The sequence below is a fragment of the Streptomyces sp. NPDC002790 genome, assembly GCF_040295505.1.
Classification (GTDB): Bacteria; Actinomycetota; Actinomycetes; order Streptomycetales; family Streptomycetaceae; genus Streptomyces.
The window spans coordinates 1-23,625 of the sequence record NZ_JBEOVM010000032.1 but is presented as its reverse complement, the minus strand read 5'-3'; the positions used below and the strand labels follow the sequence as shown (position 1 = coordinate 23,625).

17 protein-coding genes and 1 tRNA gene are annotated in these 23,625 nt (G+C 68.5%); 9 read left to right on the top strand and 9 right to left on the bottom strand.

All coding sequences use genetic code 11. The features are described from left to right. Positions 1–71 precede the first annotated feature (71 nt). The 4 genes from ABT004_RS17095 to ABT004_RS17080 are packed head-to-tail and all read left to right on the top strand — an operon-like array spanning position 72 to position 4,373. Entirely contained in the window at positions 72–1,001 is a 930-nt protein-coding gene (locus tag ABT004_RS17095) for a branched-chain amino acid ABC transporter permease (RefSeq protein ID WP_351337107.1), read from the top strand. 5 nt (positions 1,002–1,006) lie between these two features. Next, the gene (locus tag ABT004_RS17090; protein WP_351337104.1) at positions 1,007–2,800 is read left to right on the top strand and encodes a branched-chain amino acid ABC transporter permease; all 1,794 of its coding nucleotides are present in this window, start codon (positions 1,007–1,009) and stop codon (positions 2,798–2,800) included. A gap of 5 nt (positions 2,801–2,805) precedes the next feature. Beyond that, positions 2,806–3,660: an ABC transporter ATP-binding protein gene (locus ABT004_RS17085; protein WP_351337101.1), complete on the top strand. Its 855-nt coding sequence runs from the start codon at positions 2,806–2,808 to the stop codon at positions 3,658–3,660. After that, entirely contained in the window at positions 3,657–4,373 is a 717-nt protein-coding gene (locus tag ABT004_RS17080) for an ABC transporter ATP-binding protein (RefSeq protein ID WP_351337098.1), read from the top strand. The genes ABT004_RS17085 and ABT004_RS17080 overlap by 4 nt, the downstream gene beginning before the upstream one ends. Before the next feature lie 70 nt (positions 4,374–4,443). Here ABT004_RS17080 and ABT004_RS17075 read toward each other — a convergent pair whose 3' ends face one another. Then, the gene (locus ABT004_RS17075; RefSeq protein WP_266720737.1) at positions 4,444–5,100 is read right to left on the bottom strand and encodes an ANTAR domain-containing response regulator; all 657 of its coding nucleotides are present in this window, start codon (positions 5,098–5,100) and stop codon (positions 4,444–4,446) included. A gap of 104 nt (positions 5,101–5,204) precedes the next feature. Between ABT004_RS17075 and ABT004_RS17070 the strand changes: the two genes are divergently transcribed. Continuing rightward, a tRNA-Leu gene (locus ABT004_RS17070) sits at positions 5,205–5,287 on the top strand. An 82-nt stretch (positions 5,288–5,369) separates the two neighbouring features. Beyond that, positions 5,370–6,158: a sigma-70 region 4 domain-containing protein gene (locus tag ABT004_RS17065; RefSeq protein WP_351337095.1), complete on the top strand. Its 789-nt coding sequence runs from the start codon at positions 5,370–5,372 to the stop codon at positions 6,156–6,158. A gap of 11 nt (positions 6,159–6,169) precedes the next feature. On the opposite strand, the gene pyk is transcribed toward ABT004_RS17065, so the two are convergent. Together pyk and ABT004_RS17055 are read right to left on the bottom strand one after the other, a co-directional pair. Beyond that, positions 6,170–7,606 (bottom strand): pyruvate kinase, encoded by a 1,437-nt coding sequence (gene pyk, locus ABT004_RS17060; RefSeq protein ID WP_351337092.1) that lies wholly within the window; start codon positions 7,604–7,606, stop codon positions 6,170–6,172. A gap of 144 nt (positions 7,607–7,750) precedes the next feature. After that, on the bottom strand, positions 7,751–8,440 hold the full coding sequence (locus ABT004_RS17055) for an SIMPL domain-containing protein (RefSeq protein WP_351337089.1): 690 nt from the start codon (positions 8,438–8,440) through the stop codon (positions 7,751–7,753). 150 nt (positions 8,441–8,590) lie between these two features. Here ABT004_RS17055 and ABT004_RS17050 point away from each other — a divergent pair, with 150 nt between their 5' ends. Beyond that, positions 8,591–10,384: a bifunctional metallophosphatase/5'-nucleotidase gene (locus ABT004_RS17050; protein ID WP_351337088.1), complete on the top strand. Its 1,794-nt coding sequence runs from the start codon at positions 8,591–8,593 to the stop codon at positions 10,382–10,384. Between the two features lie 12 nt (positions 10,385–10,396). On the opposite strand, the gene ABT004_RS17045 is transcribed toward ABT004_RS17050, so the two are convergent. From ABT004_RS17045 to ABT004_RS17025, 5 genes are all read right to left on the bottom strand, one after another. Beyond that, complete coding sequence (locus tag ABT004_RS17045; protein WP_351337086.1) at positions 10,397–11,830, bottom strand: lysine N(6)-hydroxylase/L-ornithine N(5)-oxygenase family protein; 1,434 nt, start codon at positions 11,828–11,830, stop codon at positions 10,397–10,399. Continuing rightward, entirely contained in the window at positions 11,827–13,221 is a 1,395-nt protein-coding gene (locus tag ABT004_RS17040) for a pyridoxal phosphate-dependent decarboxylase family protein (RefSeq protein WP_351337083.1), read from the bottom strand. Before ABT004_RS17040 ends, ABT004_RS17045 begins: the two co-directional genes overlap by 4 nt. A gap of 233 nt (positions 13,222–13,454) precedes the next feature. Beyond that, positions 13,455–15,962 (bottom strand): aminopeptidase N, encoded by a 2,508-nt coding sequence (gene pepN, locus ABT004_RS17035; protein ID WP_351337080.1) that lies wholly within the window; start codon positions 15,960–15,962, stop codon positions 13,455–13,457. 113 nt (positions 15,963–16,075) lie between these two features. Beyond that, the gene (locus ABT004_RS17030; RefSeq protein ID WP_351337077.1) at positions 16,076–16,420 is read right to left on the bottom strand and encodes a chorismate mutase; all 345 of its coding nucleotides are present in this window, start codon (positions 16,418–16,420) and stop codon (positions 16,076–16,078) included. Positions 16,421–16,426: 6 nt separating this feature from the next. After that, entirely contained in the window at positions 16,427–17,314 is an 888-nt protein-coding gene (locus tag ABT004_RS17025; protein ID WP_351337075.1) for a helix-turn-helix domain-containing protein, read from the bottom strand. A 137-nt stretch (positions 17,315–17,451) separates the two neighbouring features. Here ABT004_RS17025 and ABT004_RS17020 point away from each other — a divergent pair, with 137 nt between their 5' ends. After that, positions 17,452–19,203 carry a glycoside hydrolase family 35 protein gene (locus ABT004_RS17020; protein ID WP_351337072.1) on the top strand — a complete coding sequence of 584 codons (1,752 nt, stop codon included), beginning with the start codon at positions 17,452–17,454 and terminating at the stop codon, positions 19,201–19,203. 47 nt (positions 19,204–19,250) lie between these two features. On the opposite strand, the gene ABT004_RS17015 is transcribed toward ABT004_RS17020, so the two are convergent. Continuing rightward, the gene (locus tag ABT004_RS17015; RefSeq protein WP_351337210.1) at positions 19,251–22,358 is read right to left on the bottom strand and encodes an endo-alpha-N-acetylgalactosaminidase family protein; all 3,108 of its coding nucleotides are present in this window, start codon (positions 22,356–22,358) and stop codon (positions 19,251–19,253) included. A gap of 221 nt (positions 22,359–22,579) precedes the next feature. Between ABT004_RS17015 and ABT004_RS17010 the strand changes: the two genes are divergently transcribed. Beyond that, positions 22,580–23,494, top strand: coding sequence for a hypothetical protein (locus tag ABT004_RS17010; protein WP_351337070.1), 915 nt, complete (start codon positions 22,580–22,582; stop codon positions 23,492–23,494). The last annotated feature ends 131 nt before the right edge of the window (positions 23,495–23,625 follow it).

The window sequence follows — 23,625 nt, the reverse complement described above, 5'->3', positions numbered from 1 at the left end:
CCACAACGCGGGGGGCACCCACCAACAGCCCCCCGCGTCCCCGCACTTGACCCCACCTCGGAGGCCCAGCGGTGCACGATCTGCCGCAGCAGCTGGTCAACGGCCTGATCCTCGGAGCCCTGTACGGCCTCATAGCCGTCGGCTACACCATGGTCTACGGCATCATCCAGCTCATCAACTTCGCCCACGGCGAGATCTACATGATCGGCGGCTTCGGCGCCCTCACCATGTATCTCTGGCTCCCCACCGGAACCAACCTCGCCATCGCCCTGCCCCTCATGCTCCTGATGGGCATCACCTGCTCCGTCCTCATCGCCGTCGGCGCGGAACGTTTCGCCTACCGCCCCCTCAGAAACGCCCCACGCCTCGCACCCCTCATCACCGCCATCGGCCTCTCCATCACCCTCCAGCAAGCCATCTGGGCCTTCTACCCCAACGCCAAATCCGACCGCACCTTCCCCCAGTTCAAGGGCGGCCCCTTCGACCTCGGCGCCTTCAACCTCCAACGCGGCGACATCTTCCTCATCATCGCCGCCCCCATCTGCATGGCCGCCCTCGCCTTCTTCGTCGCCAAAACCCGCACCGGCCGCGCCATGCAAGCCACCTCCCAAGACCCCGACACCGCCAAGCTCATGGGCATCAACACCGACCGCATCGTCGTCACCGCCTTCGCCATCGGCGGCGCCTTCGCAGCAGTCGCCGCCATGGCCTACGGCCTCAAATACGGCCAAGTCGGCTTCAAAATGGGCTTCATCGCCGGCCTCAAAGCCTTCACCGCCGCCGTACTCGGCGGCATCGGCAACATCTACGGCGCCATGATCGGCGGCCTCGCCCTCGGCCTCGCCGAAGCCCTCGCCACCGCCTACATCCAGGACATCCCCGGCATGGAACTCCTCGGCGGCGGAGCCTGGAAGGACGTCTGGGCCTTCGTCCTCCTCATCCTCGTCCTCCTGCTGCGCCCCCAGGGCCTGCTCGGAGAACGCGTTTCGGACAGGGCGTGATCACCATGACAGACACCACCACCACCAAGACGCCCCAGGCACTCATCCCACTGCCCGAGAAGGCCGCCCGCTACGGCACCGCCACAGCCGCCCTCCTCACAGCAGCCAGCACCTTCCTCGCCTGGACCTGGACCGAAGAATTCCCCGGCGACCTCACCGTCACCGGCTACCCCGGCGGCCTCCAAGTCCTCACCCTCATCGGCGCCGCACTCACCCTGCTACTCGCCCTCTCCGGACTCGGCACCCGCGGCCTGCGCTGGCTCACCCCCGGCGGCAACACCGCCCCCACACTCCTCTTCGCCCTCGGCACCCTCGGCACCACCGGCTACACCATGGGCGCCATCTCCGCGAAACTCGGCGGCACCGCCAACCTCGAACCAGGCGCCTGGATCGCCGGCATCGCCGCCCTCGCCACCACCGTCCTCGCCCTCGGCCTCCCCGCCGACACCAAGGACGACGAAGCCACCCGCGCCTGGGCCCGCTTCCGCCACAGCCTCAAAGCACCCGCCCCACGCCCCACCACCACAGTGCTGCCCGCCTGGGCCGAAATCCTCATCATCGCCGTCTCCTTCGGCATCGCCCTCTACGTCTTCACGTACGGCATCGACACCGAATACGGCGAACTCTTCGTCGGCTACCTCGTCCTCATCCTCTTCGGCGGCACCGCCCTCACCAAGAGCGGCCTCATCTCCCGCATCACCACCCTCACCAACAAACACCGCAGCATCTCCCTCACCGCCGCCTTCGTCGCCGCAGCCGCCTTCCCCTTCACCCAGTCCAACGACACCTACACCAACGTCGCCGCCAACATCCTCGTCTTCGCCACCGTCGCCCTCGGCCTCAACGTCGTCGTCGGCCTCGCAGGACTCCTCGACCTCGGCTACGTAGCCTTCCTCGGCGTCGGCGCCTACGCAGCCGCCCTCGTCTCCGGCTCCGCCGACTCCACCATCGGCGTCCACTTCCCCTTCTGGGCAGCCGTCCTCACCGGCGCAGGCGCCTCCCTCGTCTTCGGCATCCTCATCGGCGCCCCCACCCTGCGACTACGCGGCGACTACCTCGCCATCGTCACCCTCGGCTTCGGCGAGATCTTCCGCATCACCATGAACAACCTCGACGGCCAATCCGGCCCCGACGTCACCAACGGACCCAACGGCATCGCCAACATCCCCGACCTCAAAATCTTCGGATTCGACTTCGGCGAAACCCACACCGTCCTCGGCGTCGACCTCGGCCGATTCGCCAACTACTACCTACTGATGCTCTTCTTCACGATCATCGTCGTGACCGTCTTCCGCCGCGCAGGCTCCAGCCGCATCGGCCGCGCCTGGGTCGCCATCCGCGAAGACGAAACAGCCGCCCGCGCCATGGGCATCAACGCCTTCCGCCTCAAACTCCTCGCCTTCGCCCTCGGCGCCTCCCTCGCCGGCATGGCCGGAGCCGTCCAAGGCCACATCCAGTACTCCGTCACCCCCGACCAATACGTCTTCGTCGAAAACGCACCACCCAACTCCGCATTCCTCCTCGCCGCCGTCATCCTCGGCGGCATGGGAACCGTCAGCGGCCCCCTCATCGGCGCAGCACTGCTCTACCTCATCCCCGCCAAACTCCAGTTCATCGGCGACTACCAACTCCTCCTCTTCGGCCTCGCCCTCGTCCTCCTCATGCGCTTCCGCCCCGAAGGCCTCATCGCCGACCGGCGCAAAAAACTCGAATTCCACGACACCGGCCAACTCGACGTCCCCGACCAAACGAGCCTGCCCGGCACCGCCACCACGGCAACGACCAAGGCAGGAGCGTGACCCCGATGACCACGGCGACAACAAACACAGTGCTCCAGGCAAACGGCGTCACCATGCGCTTCGGCGGCCTCACCGCCGTACGAAACGTCGACCTCCACGTCGACCAAGGCGAAATCGTCGGCCTCATCGGCCCCAACGGCGCCGGCAAAACAACCTTCTTCAACTGCCTCACCGGCCTCTACACCCCCACCGAAGGCAGCGTCTCCTACCGGGGCACCGTCCTCCCACCCCAATCCCACCTCGTCACCCAAGCAGGCGTCGCCCGCACCTTCCAGAACATCCGCCTCTTCGCCAACATGACAGTGCTGGAAAACGTGTTGGTGGGCCGCCACACCAGGACCAAGGAAGGCCTGTGGTCGGCCCTCCTGCGCGGCCCCGGCTTCCGCAAGGCCGAACGCGGCAGCGAAGAACGCGCCATGGAACTCCTCGAATTCATCGGCCTCGCCCACAAACGCGACCACCTCGCGCGGAATCTCCCGTACGGAGAACAACGCAAGCTGGAAATCGCGAGGGCGCTGGCAAGTGAACCGGGCCTGCTCCTGCTCGACGAGCCGACAGCGGGAATGAACCCCCAAGAAACCCGCGCCACCGAAGAGTTGGTCGTCGCCATCCGCGACAAGGGCGTCGCCGTCCTCGTCATCGAGCACGACATGCGCTTCATCTTCAACCTCTGCGACCGCGTCGCCGTCCTGGTCCAAGGAGAAAAGCTGGTGGAGGGCACCAGCGACGTCGTCCAAGGCGACGAACGCGTCATCGCCGCCTACCTCGGCACCCCCTTCGAAGGCGCACCCGAAGACACCGCCATCGAAGAAGTCCAGGCCGCGGAGGCCCAGGCCGGCGGGGAAGGAAACGACCAGTGACCGCACTGCTCGAGGTCGAAGACCTCAAGGTCGCCTACGGCAAGATCGAAGCCGTCAAAGGCATCTCCTTCAGCGTGGAGGAAGGCCAGGTCGTCACCCTCATCGGCACCAACGGCGCCGGCAAGACGACCACACTGCGCACGCTGTCGGGGCTGCTGAAACCGTCCGCCGGCAAGATCACCTTCGCGGGACAACCACTCGCCACCGTCCCCGCTCACAAGATCGTCGCCATGGGGCTGGCCCACTCCCCCGAAGGCCGCCGCATCTTCCCGCGCCTCACCATCGCGGAAAACCTCCAACTCGGCGCATTCCTCCGCCGCGACCAGGCAGCCGTCGAAAAGGACATGCAGCGGGCGTACGAGCTGTTCCCGATCCTGGGGGAGCGCAGAAAGCAGGCGGCGGGAACGCTGTCCGGCGGCGAGCAGCAAATGCTGGCCATGGGGCGGGCGTTGATGTCCCAGCCGAAGCTCTTGATGCTGGACGAGCCCTCCATGGGCCTCTCCCCGATCATGATGCAGAAGATCATGTCGACCATCAACGAACTCAAGGCCCAAGGCACGACGATCCTGCTGGTCGAACAGAACGCGCAGGCGGCACTCTCGCTGGCGGACCAGGGACATGTGATGGAGGTCGGCTCGATCGTCCTGTCCGGCAGCGGCGAGGACCTCCTCCACGACGAATCCGTACGCAAGGCGTACCTCGGCGAGGACTGATGGCCTTACGTGAATGTGGCCCGTGCCCCTCGAAAGGGACACGGGCCACATTGCTTGGCTGAGCCTGGCTTCAGCCCTTCGACGCCTTCTTCTCCTCGGCGTCCTGAATGACCGCCTCAGCCACCTGCTGCATCGACAGCCGGCGATCCATCGACGTCTTCTGAATCCACCGGAACGCCGCCGGCTCCGTCAGGCCGTACTCCGTCTGCAGAACCGACTTCGCCCGGTCCACCAGCTTCCGCGTCTCAAGCCGCTGCGTAAGGTCCGCGACCTCGTTCTCCAGCGTCTTCAGCTCCGTGAAGCGGGACACGGCCATCTCGATCGCCGGCACGACGTCGCTCTTACTGAACGGCTTCACCAGGTACGCCATCGCACCGGCGTCACGCGCACGCTCCACCAGGTCGCGCTGCGAGAACGCGGTCAGCATCAGAACCGGGGCGATCGACTCACCGGCGATCTTCTCCGCCGCGCTGATGCCATCCATCTTCGGCATCTTCACGTCGAGGATCACGAGGTCGGGCTTGTGCTCACGGGCCAGCTCAACGGCCTGCTCACCGTCGCCGGCCTCGCCCACGACGGAGTAGCCCTCTTCCTCGAGCATCTCTTTGAGGTCGAGGCGGATGAGGGCCTCGTCCTCGGCGATGACGACGCGGGTCGTCAGCGGCGGGACGTGCGACTTGTCGTCGTCGACGGCGTCTACGGGCTCGGGCGTCTCGGGGGCGGTCACGGGGGCGCTCCTTGTTCGGGCAGGCTGGGGGCTGCAGCTAGAGCCTACCTAGCTGCGGCGCCCCACGGAGACCGGGTATGCTTTCCCGCAGCTCACCCCACCTTGCCCGGTTGGCGGAATGGCATACGCTGATGTCTCAAACACATCTGTTCGAAAGAACATGTGGGTTCGAATCCCACACCGGGCACTTCCTCGAAGCGGATGTTCACGTTCTCGTGAACATCCGCTTTTTTGCGTCGCATCGCCGCATAGCAATGCACGATCAACGCATGAACATGCATCCGCTGGAAACCCGGCAGCGCGCCATCACACTCCTCCACGGCGGAGCCAAGAACGCGGACGTCGCACGCAGCCTCGACGTCCCCCTGGGCACAGTCTCGTACTGGCTCCACATGGACCGAGCGAAACGGGGCGAGTGCCCCGGCTCGCACGATCCGACCTGCCCCCGCTGCGATGGCCGCCCGCTGGATAAGGCCGCGTACTCGTACCTGCTCGGCCAGTACCTGGGCGATGGCCACATCAGTCATTACTCGGGGCACCGCGTCCCGAACCTGATGGTGACGTGCGCCGACGCTTGGCCCGGCATCGCCAACGAGACGGAAGCCGCGATGCGGTCAGTGTTTCCGGACAACAGCGTGTGCCGGGTCCGACGAACCGGATGCCATAACGTGAAGGTCTACTCGAAGCACCTCCCCTGCCTCTTCCCCCAGCACGGTCCCGGCAAGAAGCACGATCGCAAGATCATGCTCGCCGCCTGGCAACAGGAGATCGTCGACGCCCACCCGTGGGAGTTCGTCCGGGGGCTCATCCACTCCGACGGATGCCGCATCACGAATTGGACGACCCGGCTCGTCGGCGGTGAGCGGAAGCGCTACGAGTACCCGCGGTACTTCTTCGCCAACAAGTCCGACTGCATCCGGCAGCTGTACACGGACACCCTGGACAAGCTCAACGTCACATGGACCCACTGCACACGCCACGGCAACCCATTCAACATCTCAGTCGCCCGCAAAACAGACGTCGCCTTGCTCGACACCCACATCGGCCCCAAGTACTGACCCGCCCACCCCTACTTGGGGCTGTCGTCCTCGCCGATGTGGTGGATGCGGACCAGGTTCGTGGAGCCGGCGACGCCTGGAGGGGAGCCGGCCGTGATGACGACCACGTCGCCCTTCTTGCAGCGGCCGATCTTCAACAACTGTTCGTCGACCTGCGCGACCATCGCGTCGGTCGAGTCGACGTGCGGCCCCAGGAACGTCTCCACGCCCCACGTGAGGTTGAGCTGGGAGCGCGTCGCCGAGTCCGGGGTGAAGGCGAGGAGGGGGATCGGGGAGCGGTACCTGGACAGGCGGCGGACGGTGTCGCCGGACTGTGTGAAGGCCACCAGGAATTTCGCTCCGAGGAAGTCGCCCATTTCCGCCGCCGCGCGGGCAACCGCGCCGCCTTGCGTGCGGGGCTTGTTGCGTTCGGTCAGGGGCGGGAGGCCCTTGGCTAGGATGTCCTCTTCTGCCGCTTCGACGATGCGGCCCATGACCTTGACCGTTTCGATGGCGTATTTGCCGACGCTGGTTTCGCCGGAGAGCATGACGGCGTCGGTGCCGTCGATGACGGCGTTCGCGACGTCGCTGGCCTCAGCCCTCGTGGGGCGGGAGTTGTCGATCATCGAGTCGAGCATTTGGGTCGCGACGATGACCGGTTTCGCGTTGCGCTTCGCCAGTTTGATGGCGCGCTTTTGGACGATCGGGACTTGTTCGAGTGGCATTTCGACGCCGAGGTCGCCGCGGGCGACCATGATGCCGTCGAATGCGGCGACGATGTCGTCGATGTTGTCGACGGCTTGGGGCTTTTCCACCTTGGCGATGACGGGGAGGTGGCGGCCCTCTTCGTTCATGATGCGGTGGACGTCTTCGATGTCGCGGCCGCTGCGGACGAAGGAGAGTGCGATGACGTCGGCGCCGGTGCGCAGGGCCCAGCGGAGGTCGGCTTCGTCCTTGTCGGAGAGGGCGGGGACGGAGACGGCGACGCCTGGGAGGTTGAGGCCCTTGTGGTCGGAGACCATGCCGCCTTCGATGACGCGGGTGCGGACGCGGGGTCCGTCGACTCCGGTGACTTCGAGGGTGACTTTGCCGTCGTCGACGAGGATGCGTTCGCCGGTGGTGACGTCTTGGGCGAGGCCGTCGTAGGTGGTGCCGCAGGTGTGGCGGTCGCCTTGGATGCCGCTTTCGACGGTGATGGTGAACTCGTCGCCGCGTTCGAGTAGTACGGGTCCTTCGCTGAATCGGCCGAGTCGGATCTTCGGGCCTTGAAGGTCGGCGAGGATTCCGACGCTGCGGCCGGTTTCGTCGGAGGCCTTTCGCACGCGCTGGTAGCGCTCCTCGTGTTCGGCGTAGGTGCCGTGGCTGAGGTTGAAGCGGGCTACGTCCATTCCGGCTTCGACGAGTGCTTTGATCTGCTCGTACGAGTCGGTGGCGGGGCCCAGGGTGCAGACGATCTTTGCTCGGCGCATGTTTCGAGCCTAGACCTTACCGGCGGGTAGGGAATTGGTCGGTCATGACTACTCAACAACCTTTGCGTGAAGGGCTATTGACAAGGGTTGAATGTGGGCGGCCAGGTGCTCGGATGAGCGAATGTGGCGCGGGTTCGGTCTCGTTCAGAGTGTCGGTGGGTGCATCGTAAAGCGGGCGTTGACTTCGGCTCGTACGCGTTGTCGTTGGGGTTCGAGGTCGAGTGCGGGGGCGGGTTCTGCGGCTTCTCCTCCGTAGGCGGCGGAGCGCATCATGGCGCGGGGTGCGCCGGGTTGGAAGGTTTCGCCGGCGCCGATGTCGGCGATTTCGATGAGTGCGGCGAGGGTGGTGCCGAGGGCTTCGGCGTATTCGCGGGCGCGTTGGACGGCTTCGCGGACGGCTTGTTGGCGTGCTTGGGCGTGTACGGGCGAGGTGGGGCGCAGGGACCAGTAGGGGCCGTCGACGCTGGTGAGGTCGAGGTCTGCGAGGCGGGTGGTGAGTTCGCCGAGTGCGGTGAAGTCGGTGAGGTCGGCGGTGATGTGGACGCGGCCGTGGTAGGTGCGGATGCGTTCGCCGCGGCCGCGTTTGGTGAGTTCGGGGGTGATGGAGAGGGTGCCGGTGGCGGTTTTGTCGAGGGCGTCTCCGTAGCTTTTGATGAGGTCGAGTACGTGGGTGTTGCGGCGGGTGAGGTCTTCGAGGGCGGTGCGGCGGTCGGTGCCGCGGGCGGTGACGGTGATGCCGATGCGGGCGATTTCGGGTTCGGCTTCGATGTGGGCTTCGCCGCGGACCGCGATGCGTGGGGCTTCGGGGGTGGCGTTCTGGTGGTCGTTGGTCATGGGTCCACCTTGGCATTGGCCGGGGTCGGCGGTTGGTCATCGAAACGAAACCTGTTGGGACTGTTGCGCGTTGGGGGTTCTGCGCCAGAATCTACGCGCGTTGCAACTGTTCGTTCGGGTACGCACGTTCCGTGACTGAGGAGAGCTTCGATGGCGTTGAACCGCAGGTCCTTTCTGGAGAGATCGGCCGCGACCGGTGCCGGGGTGGCGCTGACTGGTGCCGTGGCGTCGCCGGCGGTCGCGGCACGGCAGAAGAAGCGGAAGCGGTACGCGTTCACCGTGATGGGGACGACGGATCTGCACGGTCATGTCTTCAACTGGGACTACTTCAAGAATGCCGATTACGCGGATGCGGACGGCAATGCGCAGGGGCTGGCGCGGATCTCGACGCTGGTGGATCAGGTGCGGGAGGAGAGGGGGCGGAGGAACACTCTTCTCATCGACGCCGGGGACACGATTCAGGGCACTCCGCTGACGTATTACTACGCGAAGGTGGATCCGATCACGGCGGATGGTGGTCCGGTGCATCCGATGGCGCGGGCGATGAACGCGATCGGGTATGACGCGGTGGCGCTGGGTAACCACGAGTTCAACTACGGCATTGACACGCTCAGGAAGTTCGAGTCGCAGTGCGAGTTTCCGTTGTTGGGTGCGAATGCGGTGGATGCGAAGACGGAGCGGCCGGCTTTTGCGCCGTACTTCATGACGCGGTTGCGTACTCCGCACGGCAAGGATGTGAAGGTGGCGGTCCTCGGATTGACCAATCCGGGGATCGCGATTTGGGACAAGGCGTATGTGCAGGGTGTGTTGAAGTTCCCGGGGCTTGAGGAGCAGGCGGCGAAGTGGGTGCCGAGGCTGCGGTCGATGGGTGCGGATGTGGTGATCGTGTCGGCGCATTCGGGGGCTTCGGGGCAGTCGTCGTACGGGGATCAGGTGCCGTATGTGGAGAATGCGGCGGCGAATGTCGCGAAGCAGGTGCCGGGGGTCGACGCGATTCTGGTGGGGCACGCGCATGTCGAGATCGAGCAGCAGTTGGTGACGAATGAGGAAACGGGGAAGACGGTCGTTCTGTCCGAACCGCTGTGTTTCGCCGAGCGGTTGGCGTTGTTCGACTTCGATCTGGTCTGGGAGAAGGGGCGTTGGACGGTCGAGTCGGTGAAGGCGTCGTTGCGGAACACGAATGCTGTGGCGGATGACCCGGAGATCTCGAAGTTGCTGCGGGAGCAGCACGAGGTGGTGGTGGAGTACGTCAATCAGGTCGTGGGCACGGCGAAGGTGGCGCTGACGACGACGGATGCCCGCTACAAGGATGCGCCGATCATCGATCTGATCAACAAGGTGCAGGCGGATGTGGTGACGAAGGCGCTGGCGTCGACGGAGTACGCGTCGCTGCCGGTCCTTTCGCAGGCTTCGCCGTTCTCGCGTACGTCGGAGATCCCGGCGGGGGATGTCACCATCCGGGATCTGTCGAGTCTGTATGTGTACGACAACACGTTGGTGGCGAAGTTGTTGACAGGTGCGCAGGTGCGGGCGTATCTGGAGTATTCGGCGGAGTATTTCGTGCAGACGGCGGCGGGTGCGGATGTCGACGTCGACAAGCTGACGAATGCGGGGAATCGGCCGGACTACAACTACGACTATGTGTCGGGGTTGACGTACGACATCGATATCGCGCAGGCGGCGGGTGCGCGGATCAAGAACGTGAAGTTCGACGGCAAGGATTTGGATGACGCGGCGGAGTTCGTGTTCGCGGTGAACAATTATCGGGCGAACGGTGGTGGCGCGTTCCCGCATGTGGCGTCGGCGAAGGAGTTGTGGTCGGAGTCGACGGAGATCCGGACGCGGATCGCGGAGTGGGTGACGGCGAAGGGTGTGCTGGATCCGGCCGATTTCGCTTCGGTGGACTGGAAGTTGACGCGGGACGGGGCGCCGGTTTTCCCGTAGTGGGTCGACCGGTCAGTCCTGGAGTTTGACCATGGTGCCGCGCTCTCCTGTCTGTTGTCCTGGCAGGGGGGCGCGGTGGTCGTGTCCGGTGAGGCCGAAGGTGGTGAAGGCGGTGCGGCGGGGCTGGGGGTAGGGGTCTTTGCCGGTGAGGGAGTTGAGGATGGTGGCGCTGCGCCAGGCGGCGAGTCCGAGGTCGGGGGCGCCGACGCCGTGGGTGTGGCGTTCGGCGTTCTGAACGTAGACGGAGCCTTGGACGCGGTCGTCGAGGACGAGGCGGAAGTGGTCGTCGATGCGGGGGCGTTCGGAGTGGTCGCGGCGCAGGTAGGGGTCGAGGCCGGTGAGCATGCCGCTGAGGGGGCGTTCTTTGTAGCCGGTGGCGAGGACGACGGCGTCGGTGGTGAGGCGGGAGCGGGTGCCTTGTTGGCGGTGTTCGAGGTGGAGTTCGATCTTGGTGGTGGCGACGCGTCCGGCGGTGCGGATGCTGACGCCGGGGGTGAGGGTGGCGTCGGGCCAGCCGCCGTCGAGGGTGCGTTGGTAGAGCTCTTCGTGGATGGCGGCGATGGTGTCGGCGTCGATGCCTTTGTGGAGTTGCCACTGTGCGGGGACGAGGCGGTCGCGTTCGGCTTCGGGGAGGTGGTGGAAGTAGTGGCTGTAGTCGGGGGTGAAGTGTTCGAGGCCGAGTTTGCTGTATTCCATGGGTGCGAAGGCTTCGCTGCGGGCGAGCCAGGTGATTTTTTCGCGGCCTGCGGGGCGGGACCTGAGGAGGTCGAGGAAGATTTCGGCGCCGGATTGGCCGCTGCCGATGACGGTGATGTGTTCGGCGGCGAGCAGGCGTTCGCGGTGGGTGAGGTAGTCGGCTGAGTGGAGGACGGGGACGGTGGGGGCGTCGGCGAGCGGTTTGAGGGGTTCGGGGATGTAGGGGGCGGTGCCGACGCCGATGGCGACGTTTTTCGTGTATGTGCGGCCGAGGGCTTCTGCTTCGCCTTCGGCGTCGAGTTGGGTGAAGTCGACTTCGAAGAGGGCGCGTTCGGTGTTCCAGCGGACGGCGTCGACCTGGTGGGAGAAGTGGAGTCCGGGGAGGTTTTCGCTGACCCAGCGGCAGTAGGCGTCGTATTCGGCGCGCTGGATGTGGAAGCGCTCGGCGAAGTAGAAGGGGAAGAGGCGTTCGCGGGTTTTGAGGTAGTTGAGGAAGCTCCAGTGGCTGGTGGGGTCGGCGAGGGTCACCAGGTCGGCGAGGAACGGGACTTGGAGCGTGGCGCCTTCGATGAGCAGACCGGGGTGCCAGTGGAAGGCGGGGCGCTGTTCGTAGAAAGCGGTGTCGAGTTCGGTGAGGGGGTGGGCGAGGGCGGCGAGGGAGAGGTTGAAGGGGCCGATGCCGATGCCGACGAGGTCGCGGGGTGCTTCGGTGGGGGGTGTGGCGCGGTTGGGGGTGGGCGCGGCTGTCATCGGGGCGTGTGTCCTTCCACCAGGTCCAGGAGGGCGGTGAGGTCTTCGGGGGTGGCGTGCGGGTTGAGCAGGGTGGCTTTGAGGTGGAGCTTTCCGTCCATGCGGGCGCGGCCGAGGACGGCGCGGCCTTCGGTGAGGAGGGTGCGGCGGATGGTGGCGAGGCGCTCGTCGGTGGCGCCGGTGGGGCGGAAGAGGACGGTGGTGAGGGTGGGGGTGTCGTACAGCTCGAAGTGGGGGTGAGCGTCGATGAGTTGTGCAAGGTGGTGGGCGAGCGCGGTGACGTCGTCGACGAGGGCGGCGAGTCCGGCGCGGCCGAGGGCCTTGAAGGTGACGGCCGTTTTGAGGATGTCGGGGCGGCGGGTGGTGCGCAGGGAGCGGCCGAGGAGGTCGGGGAGGCCTGCTTCGGTGTCGTCGTCGGCGTTGAGGTAGTCGGCCTGGTGGCCGAGGGCGCCGGTTTCGGTGGTGTCGCGTACGGCGAGGATGCCGGCGGCGACGGGTTGCCAGCCGAGTTTGTGCAGGTCGAGGGCGACGGTGTGGGCGCGGGCGAGGCCGTTCAGCTTGGGGGCTTCGCGGGGGCTGAAGAGGGCGCCTGCGCCGTAGGCGGCGTCGATGTGGAGGCGGGCGCCGTGCCGCTCGCAGATGTCGGCGATTTCGGGGAGCGGGTCGATGAGTCCGGCGTCGGTGGTGCCTGCGGTGGCGGCGACGAGTTTGGGGCCCGGGAGTGCGGTGAGTGCTTCGTCGAGGGCGGCCGGGTCGAGGGTGCCGGCGGGGGCGGGCACGGTGACGGGGTCGGGCAGGCCGAGGAGCCAGGCGGCGCGGGCGAGGCTGTGGTGGGCGTTGGCGCCTACGAAGAGGTGGACCGGTTCGCCGGGGGCGGCGGCTTCGCGGGCGAGGAGGACGGCGAGCTGGTTGGCTTCGGTGCCGCCGGTGGTGACGAGGGCGTCGGGGGTGGGGCCTTCGTCCTGGGGGCCGTAGACCTCGTGGGCGAGGGTGGTGGTGACGAGGGCTTCGAGGGCGGAGGCTGCGGGGGCCTGGTCCCAGGAGTCCATGGAGGGGTTGAGCGCGCTCGCGGCGAGGTCGGCGGCGGTGGCGACGGCGAGCGGTGGGCAGTGCAGGTGTGCGGCGCACAGGGGGTCGGCGGGGTCGGCGGCGCCTTCGGTGAGGGCGGTGACGAGGGTGCGCAGCGCTTCCTCGGGGCCTGTGCCGTGGGTGGGCAGCAACTCGCCCACGTCGTGGTGGAGTTGTGCCGTGACGGCTTCGGGGCCGCCGGCCGGGAGGGGGCCGCCGCGGTGGGCGGCCCCCTTGTGCAGGGCGTCGAGGACAGTGGCGAGCAACGGCCGCAGGGCGTCGGGGCCTTGGGTACCTCCGGCGAGGGGCGGCGTGTTGCGCATTCGGGTCCTTTGCGTGGTTGGCGTATGTGATGCATCAGCTTGCCGTTTGCGTGCTGATGCGTCCGCCGGACCGGTGAAGGTGACCCGAAAGTGGTAGGGGTGGGGTTGTGTAGTGGGGTGGGTGTGCTAAGTGGGTGGTCGGGCGTACCTACGTCGCGGGCTCCGCCCCGGACCCCGCTGCTCAATCGCCGCAGGGGCTGAAAAGATCGGGGCTCTGCCCCGGACCCCGCGCCTCAATCGCCGGCGGGGCTTGAATTGCGGACGCGCAACGCCCGGCGGAGGTCGTCGAGTTGGTCGGTGAGTTTGCGGTGCAGGGCCGGGATGGCGTCCGGTGTGTGCTGGGTGCCGACGCTGAGCGTGTCCGGGTCGATGGCGTAGACGGGGAACGCGTGGCGGCCCGCTGCCTCGGCGATCGCGGGGCCGCGGCGTGCGGCGAGCGTGGTGGCGTCGGTGAAGTAGCGGGGGACGTAGTGGCGCAGGAGGTCGGTCTGTTCGGGTTGCCAGAAGCCCTGGGCCGTGGCGGTGAAGAGGTAGTTGGAGAGGTCGTGGGCGGGGTCCGTGGGGAACATGGCGGCCCAGGCCTCGGCCTTGGTCTGGGGGTCGGGCAGGGCGGCGTGGCAGCGGGCGGCGCCTTCTTGGCCGGTGGCGCTGGGGTCGTGGGCGAGTTCGGCCTCGATGACGGCTTCGTCGACGGCGCCGAGGACGCTGAGCCGGCCGAGGATGCGCCAGCGCAGTTCGGGGTCGAGTTCGGGTCCGCCGGGGACGGCTCCGGAGTCGTACCAGTCGCGGATGACGTCGGCGTGTTGTGCGGCGTCGATGAGGTGGCGTACGGCGGTGAGGCGGAGCCCTGGGCGGCTGCCGTCCTCGGTGCGGCGGACGAGGTCTTCGCACAGGGTGTTGATGACGTCGAGGGCTTCGGGCCGCTCGGCGGGGTGGGTGTACCGGTCTGCGACCTGGGTGTGGGCGAAGGTGAGGACGCCCTGGACGAGGGCGAGGTCGCTCTCCTCGGGGAGGTGGGTGGCGACGGTCTCCAGGTAGGTGGCGGGCTGGAGTTCGCCGTCGCGGACCATGTCGCGCAGTGTGTTCCACACGACGGTGCGGGTGAGGGCGTCGGGGATGCCGGACAGGCCGCGCTGGGCGGCTTCCGCGGATGCGGTGTCGAGGCGGATCTTGGCGTAGGTGAGGTCCTGGTCGTTGGGGACGATCAGGGCGGGGCGTCGGCTACCGCGGAAGGTCAACTCGCGTTCGCTGGAAGGGACTTCTACATCGATGCGTTCCCGTAGGACGAAGCCGTGTGCGCCGGCGGGGGCGTGGTCGTAGAGGCCGATCGCGATGCGGTGGGGGCGGTTGCCCTCGCGGTCGACGGTGAGTGTCCACGTGTCGTCGCCCTCGGAGACGGATGTGGTGAGGGTGTCGACGCCGGTGGTGCGCAGCCAGGTGTCGGCCCAGGCGTGTACGTCGCGTTCGGTGCCGGAGGCGAGGGATTCGATGAAGTCGGCGAGGGTGGCGTTGCCGAATTTGTGGCGCTTGAAGTGGGTGTTGATGCCGGCGAGGAAGTCCTTCTCGCCGAGCCAGGTGACCAGTTGGCGCAGTGCGGAGGCGCCCTTGGCGTAGGAGATCCCGTCGAAGTTGAGGAGGGCGGAGGCCGTGTCGGGCACGGATTCGGGGGCGACGGGGTGGGTGGAGGGGCGCTGGTCGGCGTCGTATCCCCAGGTTTTGCGGGCGACACCGAAGTCGATCCAGGTGTCCGTGAAGCGGGTGGCTTCGGTGAGGGTCTGGTAGCCCATGTACTCGGCGAACGACTCGTTGAGCCAGATGTCGTCCCACCACTTGAGGGTGACGAGGTCGCCGAACCACATGTGGGCCATTTCGTGGGCGATGACCATGGCGCGGGTCTGTCGTTCGGTGTCGGTGACGGCGGAGCGGTAGACGAACTCGTCGCGGAAGGTGACGAGGCCGGGGTTCTCCATGGCTCCGGCGTTGAACTCGGGGACGAAGGCCTGGTCGTAGGAGTCGAAGGGGTAGGGCTCCTCGAACTTCTCGTGGTAGCGGTCGAAGCACGCGCGCGTGGCGTCGAGGATTTCTTCGGCGTCGGCGTCGAGGTGGGGAGCGAGGGAGCGGCGGCAGTGCAGGCCGAAGGGGAGGCCGCGGTGTTCGGTGCGCACGGAGTGCCAGGGGCCTGCGGCGACGGCGATCAGGTACGTGGAGAGCAGCGGGGTCGTGGCGGCCTGCCAGCGGCCCTCCCCCAGGTGTTCGGTGACGCCGTTGGAGAGGACGGTCCAGCCTTCGGGGGCGGTGACGGTGAGGTCGAAGGTCGCCTTGAGGTCGGGCTGGTCGAAGGCGGCGAAGACGCGCTGGACGTCTTCCATGAACAGCTGCGTGTACGTGTATGTCTCGCCGTCGGTGGGGTCGGTGAAGCGGTGCATGCCCTCGCCGGTGTGCGAGTAGCGCATGGAGGCGTCGATGCGCAGCTCGTGGGTGCCTGGGGTGAGGCCGGTGAGGGGGAGCCGGTTGTCGGCGAGGGTCGTGGGGTCGAGGGGCTGCCCGTCGAGGGTGACGGTGCGCAGTTCGGCGGGCTTGAGCTCGGCGAAGGTGTCGCCCGCGGTGTGTGCGGTGAACCGGATCACGGTGCGGGAGTCGAAGGTGGTGTCTCCGACGGTGAGGTCGAGGGCGACGGTGTAGCGCTCGACGTCGATGAGCTGGGCTCGGGTTTGTGCTTCGCTGCGTGTCAGTACGGGCATGCGGTAATGCTGCCGTACGCCTCCGGCGGGGGCCAGGGTGATTGTTTCGCCCGACCGGGGTTGAGCTCGCGGGGCTCTGCCCCGGACCCCGCTCCTCAATCGCCGGAGGGGCTTTATAGGTCGCCGGCGGGGCTTGATTGGGCTGCGATTTGTTCGTGGTGGCGGATTACCTCGCTGATGATGAAGTTGAGGAATTTTTCGGCGAAGGCCGGGTCGAGTTTGGCGTTCTCCGCGAGTTGGCGGAGGCGTTCGATCTGGCGGGATTCGCGGGCCGGGTCCGCCGGGGGGAGGTCGTGTTCGGCCTTGAGGTGGCCGACCTGTTGGGTGCATTTGAAGCGCTCGGCGAGCATGTGGACGACGGCGGCGTCGATGTTGTCGATGCTGTCGCGCAGGCGGGCGAGCTCGGCGCGGACGGCCGGGTCGGCTGCCGGCTTGTCGTTCGGCTTGCTGGTGGTCATGACGGATCACCCTACGTGGAGCATGGGTGGGTCGTCGGGGTCGGGGATCTTGTCGGACCAGCCGCCGGGCACGGCGCGGCCCTGTTGTTCGCGGAAGCGGACGGGTGCGGTGCCGACGCGGCGGGTGAACAGGCGGGAGAAGTAGGCGGGGTCGTCGTAGCCGACGCGGCGGGCGACGGCGGCGACGGGGAGTTCTGTCGCGGCGAGGAGTTCTTTGGCGCGGCCGAGGCGGATGCCGAGGAGGTAGTCCTTGGGGCTCATGCCCGCGCCGCGGCGGACGGCGGTGCGCAGTTCGGCGGGGGTCATGCCGTGCCGGGCGGCGTGTGCGGCGACGGACAGCGGCTGGAAGGCGTCGCGGGCGAGTGCCTGGAGGACGGGGTCTCCGTCGGGGGCGAGGTCGGCGCGGGCGCGGCGCAGGGCGACGAGGAGTTCGTGGACGGCGGCGCCGGTCTCCACTTCGAGGAGCGGGTTGCCGCGGCGGGCGGCGCGGGCGATGCGGGCGACGGCGGCGCGGGGCTGGGCGGCGTCGGCGAGGGGGACGACGGGGCGGTCGGGTTCGATGTAGCCGAGTTCGGTGTACGTGGTGGTGGCGGGCCCGGTGAAGTCGACGAAGCACTCGTCCCAGCCGGTGTCGGGGTCGGCGCCGTAGTGGTGGGGGCGGCCGGGGGTGAGCCAGATCAGGGCGGGGGCCGTGAGGGTGGTTCGGCGGCCTTCGGCGTCCTGGTACCAGCCGTTGCCCGCGGTGATGACGACGGCGACGTGGTGGTCGAGGGTGCGGGGTCCGACGGTGGGCAGTGGCCCGTGCTGGAGTCCGACGCCGAGGCAGACGAGGCCGAGGCGGTGGTGGGCCGGGCTGGGTGTGAAGTACCGCATCCAGGTGTGATACGTGGCCATTTGTCCCCTCCCGTGGTGGTGCGTGCGGGCGTCCCCGTCCAACACCGGCCGATCTTTGTCCATGGACCCCGTCGGCCGCCAGAGGTGAGGGTGGCGGCCGGTGGGTGCCGCGCCCATCGGGCGATGAGGAGCACGTGATGACGGATTTCCGGGTGGGCGGGGACGACTTCGAGGTGGACGGGCGGCCGGTGCGGCTGTTGTCGGGGGCCCTGCACTACTTCCGGGTGCACGAGGAGCAGTGGGCGCACCGGCTGCGGATGCTGCGGGCGATGGGCCTGAACTGTGTGGAGACGTACGTGCCGTGGAATCTGCACGAGCCGCGCCCCGGTGAGGTGTGCGATGTGGCGGCGGTGGGGCGTTTCCTGGACGCGGCGCGGCGGGAGGGGCTGTGGGTGATCGTGCGGCCGGGGCCCTACATCTGTGCGGAGTGGGAGAACGGGGGGCTTCCGCACTGGGTGACGGGGCCGTTGGGGGCGCGGGCGCGGACCCGGGACGCGGAGTTCTTGGCGGCGGTGGAGCGCTGGTTCGGGGTGTTGTTGCCGCACATCGTTGAGCGGCAGGTCGACCGGGGTGGTCCGGTGCTGATGGTGCAGGTGGAGAACGAGTACGGCAGTTACGGCTCGGACCAGCATTACTTGCGGGCTGTTGCCGACCTTCTTGTGGGGCTCGGGGTGACGGTGCCGCTGTTCACGTCGGACGGGCCCGAGGGTCACATGCTGAGCGGGGGTTCGGTTCCGGGGGTTCTTGCGACGGTGAACTTCGGCTCACGCGCGCGTGGGGCCTTCGCGGCGCTACGTAGGCACCGTTCCGGGGGGCCTTTGATGTGCATGGAGTTCTGGTGCGGCTGGTTCGACCACTGGGGTGCGGAGCACGTCGTGCGGGATCCGCGGGAGGCGGCGCAGGCCCTGCGGGAGATCCTGGAGTGCGGGGCGTCCGTGAACCTGTACATGGCGCACGGCGGGACGAGTTTCGGGGGCTGGGCGGGCGCGAACCGGGGTGGTGGCGCGCTGCACGAGGGCCCGCTGGAGCCGGATGTCACGTCGTACGACTACGACGCCCCGATCGACGAGTTCGGCCGCCCCACGGAGAAGTTCTGGCTGTTCCGGGAGGTCCTCGCCGCGTACGCGGAGGGTCCGCTGCCGGAGGTGCCGGGGCAGCCGGCAGCGCTCGCGGGCCCGGTCACGGCCGGGCTGACGGCGTTCACGGCCCTGGACGGGGTCCTTGAGGCGCTGGGCGGCCCTGAGGCCGAGTACGCGGTGCCGCCGTCGTTCGAGGAGCTTGACGTGGACCGTGGCCTGGTGCGGTACGCGGTGACCGTGCCGGGGCCCCGGCAGCCGTATCCGCTGCGGGCGCGCGGGCTGCGGGACCTGGCCGTCGTGTACGTGGACGGGGAGCGGGCCGGGGTGCTCACGGAGGAGGAATCTCGGCTCACGGAGGACGTTGCGGGGCACGCGCGCGTAGAGCTGTGGGTGGAGTCCCTGGGGCGGGTCAACTACGGGCCGCGCACGGGTGAGCCGAAGGGGATCACGGGCGGGCTGCTGCACGAGCGGCAGTTCCTGCACGGGGTGCGGGCGCGGGGGCTGCGCCTGGACGCGTTCACGGCTTCCGGGGTGGCCTCTCTGCCGTCCGCGTCGGCGGCGGCCGGGGGCGAGGGGCGGGGCCTGTACCGAGGGTCCTTCGAGGTGTCAGGGGCCGGGGACGCGGCGCTCGAACTGCCGGGCTGGGGGCGGGGCTTCGTGTGGGTGAACGGATTCTGCCTGGGCCGCTACTGGTCGACGGGCCCGCAGCACACCTTGTACGTGCCGGGCCCAGTGCTGCGCGAGGGGGCGAACGAGGTGTGGGTCCTGGAGCTCGACCGGGCCGGGGAGCCGCGGGTCGTGCTGCGTTGAGGCGGGCGGGCCGCAGGGAATCATTCCGGCGGCCCGCCCGCATCAGCTCAGGCGATTTCGGTCACCTCGAACGTGTCCAGGACGAATTCGGCGGTGCCGTCGTCGCCCGTCTTGCGCAGGCCGACCCAGGCCTCCCCCTTGTCCGGCGCCGTGAACTCATAGGTCAGCGTGGTGGGTTCCGTGGCCACGGGCAGGTCCTTACGGGACAGCTCCTTGGCCTCCGGGTCGTCGGTGGCGGTGATCCAGGCGTACTGGCCGGCCTTCTCGTTCTCGTAGCGGAAGGAGACCCGGTACCGCTTGCCGGGCTTGAATCGGGCCGTGTGCGGGACGGTGCGGTAGACGAGGCCGGTGTTCTCGCCGCGCGACTTGAGGGACTGGGTGCCGTCGACGACGTCGTCGATCGCCTTGCCGTTCCAGCCGCGCTGGGTGTACGGCGCGTGGCGCTGGGCGATGTGGGTGCGCGGGTCGGTGGAGCCTCCCGCGTCGCCCTTCACGAAGGGGCCCCAGCCTTGCGGGACGTGTTCGAAGTCCTCGTGGACCAGCGTGTGTTGAGGGAGTTCGGGTGCGGGTGCCTTCACGATGCGTACGTCGTCGAAGCGGACCCGCGCCGATCCGGCCGCGGCACGCAGGGCGAGGGTGACGGGACCGCCGCCGGCCGGGACGGTGAAGTACGTTGTCATCCGCTGGAAGCGGGTGTCGTGCTTGCGGTCGGCGGCGACGTGGTTGCCGGCGGTGGAGGTGTCGGTCCGGTTCGCGGCGGTCACTCCGTCGACGGTGCGCACCTCCAGGGTGGCCGTGCGCCGCTCCCCCGCCTTGGCACCGACCTCCACCTGTACGGACGCGGCGTAGCCGCCGGGGGCGAGCCGGGTCAGGCGCTGGGAGACGGTGGCGGCGGCGCCGGGACCGATGACGAGTTCGTGGTCGCCGAGGTCGCTGCGCTCGACGGACGCGGGCCCGGTGACCGTCCAGCCCTTCAGGGAACCGGAGTTGAAGGCGGGGTCGTGCAGTGGGGTGCCCTGGCCCCAGGCGGGTTCGCGGTCGAGGTCGTCGCGGGCCCGGTAGAGGACGTAGGGCTGGTCGGCGTCGGCCTTCAGCGTCACCTTGCCGCCGGACACGGTGACGTAGGAGACGAAGGCGCGGCCCTGGTCGGTGAGGCGGTACAGGGCCACCCGGTTTCTGCTCTCCCACGCGCGCGGGGGGCGCCAACTGGTGGTGCCGCCCTTGGGGTTGTAGTGGTACAGCTTCGCCGGGTCGGTGGCCTTGCGTGGTTCCCACGGCAGCAGGTAGGTGCCGGCGTCGTAGACGAGGCGGTCGTCGGTGGTGATGCGGCGGGCGCCGGAGGCGTCGGTGACGCTCGTTCTCGTGGCGCCGGAGAACGTGATCTCGTGCTCGCCCCACGTTTTGATGGGTTGTGCCTGGAGGTACTTGGCGGGCAGCGAGTGGGTCCAGATGAGGCGGTAGAAGGAGTTCCAGTCGGTTTTGCCGACCCAGCCCTCGAAGTTGCCCATGCGGGCGACACCGAGGAGGGTGGGCCACTTGTCGGCGAAGACGTCCTTCTGGTGGTGGCGGATGAAGCGGATCAGGCGGGAGTTGATGCCGCGTGAGGTGTCGGGGCCGTAGTCGGTCTCGGTCGCCCAGTGCGACCACAGCGATGACCTTTCGAAACCGTGGCCCCATTCGGACGTGACGTTCCAGCCCTGTTCACGGAAGGCGCGCTGGAGGCGGTCGGAGGTCCAGCCGGACTCGCGGAACACGTCGATGTAGAGGGTGTTGAGGCCGTCGTCGGTGTCGCGGCGCAGGTCGGCGAAGCGCTTGACGATGTCGCCGGAGACGAGGTCGCGGCGCTGGTCGATGCGGTAGCTCTGGTCGAGCCAGTCCCACTGCTTGTCGGACTTGTCGACGAGCTTCTCCGAGAAGGCGTTCGCGACGGGGTAGGACTCGGTGGCGTTCACGTGGACGGCGAAGTCGCTGTTCCACTTCTTGCCTTCATGGAGAAGGGTGTTGAGGTCGTCGAGGCCGCCCGCGCGCGTGTTGTAGTTCCCGGCGTAGTCGGGGTGCGCGGAGTCGTGGCCCTCGGACTGGTAGCCCTTGAGGAGGGTGTACTGGCGCAGCCCGTCGGTGGCCAGGTGGATCCGTTTGACGTTGTCGAGGGTCGCGAGGAACGGATTCGTGGCCTGTGACGCGAAGTTGAACGGGATGTGCGGGACGACGCGCAGGTGTTGTTCGTCGGCGCCGCGCGGGGTGTGGGCGATGTCGCGGAAGGCGATGGCGGCGTCCTGCCAGTCGACCTTTCCGTCGCCGTTCCTGTCGCCCGTGACGACGACGGTCGCGTACGGGAGGGGTTCGGTGGCGTCGACCGGGGCGGTGGCGGCGCGGTGTGTCCACTGGCCGGGGGCGAGGAGCGCCGCGGTGTGTCCTTCGCGGCGCACGGTCTCGCGCCACAGGCGGCCGTTCTCCCAGGTGGTTCCGGCGGCCCCGTCGGGCCTGTCGTAGCTGGTGTTGGTCTCGATCGCGCCGCCGAGCCGGTCGTGGGCGACGACGGCGTAGGCGCATCCGGTGGGCGCCTGGGCGGGGCTGTCGGTGGTCGGGGTGACGAGGGTGTCGCCGCTCTTGGCCTTGTCGAGCTGCACGGTGGCGGCGAGGAGGGCGGCGCCGGGCTGGTCGCTGCGGACGGACAGCAGGGCGAGGCCGGGGAACTGGAGGGTGCCGACGCGCAGTTGTGCCGTGTCGCTGATCTTCGTGATGCGCCAGTCGACCTGGCCTCCTTCGACTCTGATCCGGATGTCGATGGTGGTGCCGCCGGTCAGGGTGAGGCGGTAGTCGGCGCGGTCGGCGGCGGGCGTGCACGTCACCTTCGGGGTGTGTTCGGCGCCGTCGATGAGGAGTGACGCGTGCGGGTCAGGTTGTGCGTGCAGGACGGCGCCGGTGGCGCGCTCGGTGTAGGAGACGACGACGGGGAAGCCGGTGCTGACGCGGACGTCGAGGTCCTTGGAGCGGATGACGGCGGCGCCGTCAGCGGTGGGCGTGGTGGTCGCGGCGCGGGCGGTGCCGGTCAGGCCGAGACCGAGCGCGGCGCCCGCTCCGCCGACCGCTCCGGCGGCGACGAGTGCCCGGCGGCTGGGGCCCGATGTCGCGTGCTGTCGGCTGCCCGGCATCTCCTCGTACCTCGCGTTCTGCGAGCTCTCCGAGTTCTCCGACGGCTGGCCTTGGGGCTGCTCGGGCACGGCGCACTCCTTCTCACGGCGGCTTGGCGTGTCGATCACGATGCGCCGGGCGGGGCGGAGGTGCCCATGGACAAAGGGGCGGCAGGTCTTGGATTAATGGCCGTACTCTGGGATCGCCGGGTACCGGCCCGGCGGACCCAGGGGGTGCGCGCGTGGCGGACGGCGGACCGGTGGTGCACGGCTATCCGCATGTGGAGACGGTGCGGTCGGCGATCACCGCGCTCTACAGGCGGCTCTCCTACGACACGGTGCGGACGTTCTCGTCGAGTGTCGCCCCGGTCGACGTGGCGTTCAGTGACGTCGACGATCTGTATCTGGGTGTGCAGCGGGTGGCGCGTGAGCTGGTGCTGCACTATCGGCTCCCGGACGCGCGGATGATCGTGAGTTTCCGGGAGATGCGGCATGCGGCGAGCGTGGAACTGGCGGCGGGTCCCGAGTACTTCATCGAGTTGAACGACCGGTTCCGTACGCATCGCCGGGACATCGGCGCGGCGCTCGCCCACGAGATCATGCACGTGTATCTGCATCGCCTCGATCTGTCGCTGCCGGGGACGCGGGACAACGAGATCCTGACCGATACGGCCGCTACGTACCTGGGTGCGGGCTGGCTGTTGCTCGACGCCTATCGGGAGGATGCGGCGTCGTCGCAGAAGCTGGGCTATCTGACGCCGGAGGAGTTCGGTTACGTGCTGGCGAAGCGGGCCCTCGTCTTCGGTGAGGGTCCGGAGACGTGGTTCACGAGCCCGCAGGCGTACTCGGCGTACGAGCGGGGGCTTGAGCAGGCGCGGCGTGACGAGCGGCAGCCGCCGTTGACCGCGGCGGGCTGGGCGGGGCGGCGGCGCTATGCGAAGGACCGCCGGTACGCGCAGGATCACGGGCCGCGCGGGCTGGACCCGGCGGGCCCGTACGCGTTCTCGACCGCGGTGGACGGGGCGTCGGGGCGCGGTGGTGGGCTGCGGGTGGCGTTCGCGTGCCCGACGTGTCATCAGCGGATCCGGGTGCCGGTGCGGGGCCGGGTGCGGGCTCGGTGCGGGCTGTGCCGGTCGGTGTGGGAGTGCGACACGTAGCCCCTTCGGCGGGGCCGCGGCGGGGCGGGGTGGGGGGGGGGGGGGGGGCGCCCCCCCCCCCCGGGGGGGGGGGGGGGGGGGGGGGGGTGGTGGCGTGGGGGGGGGAGTGACTCGTGGACCGCGGGAGGTAG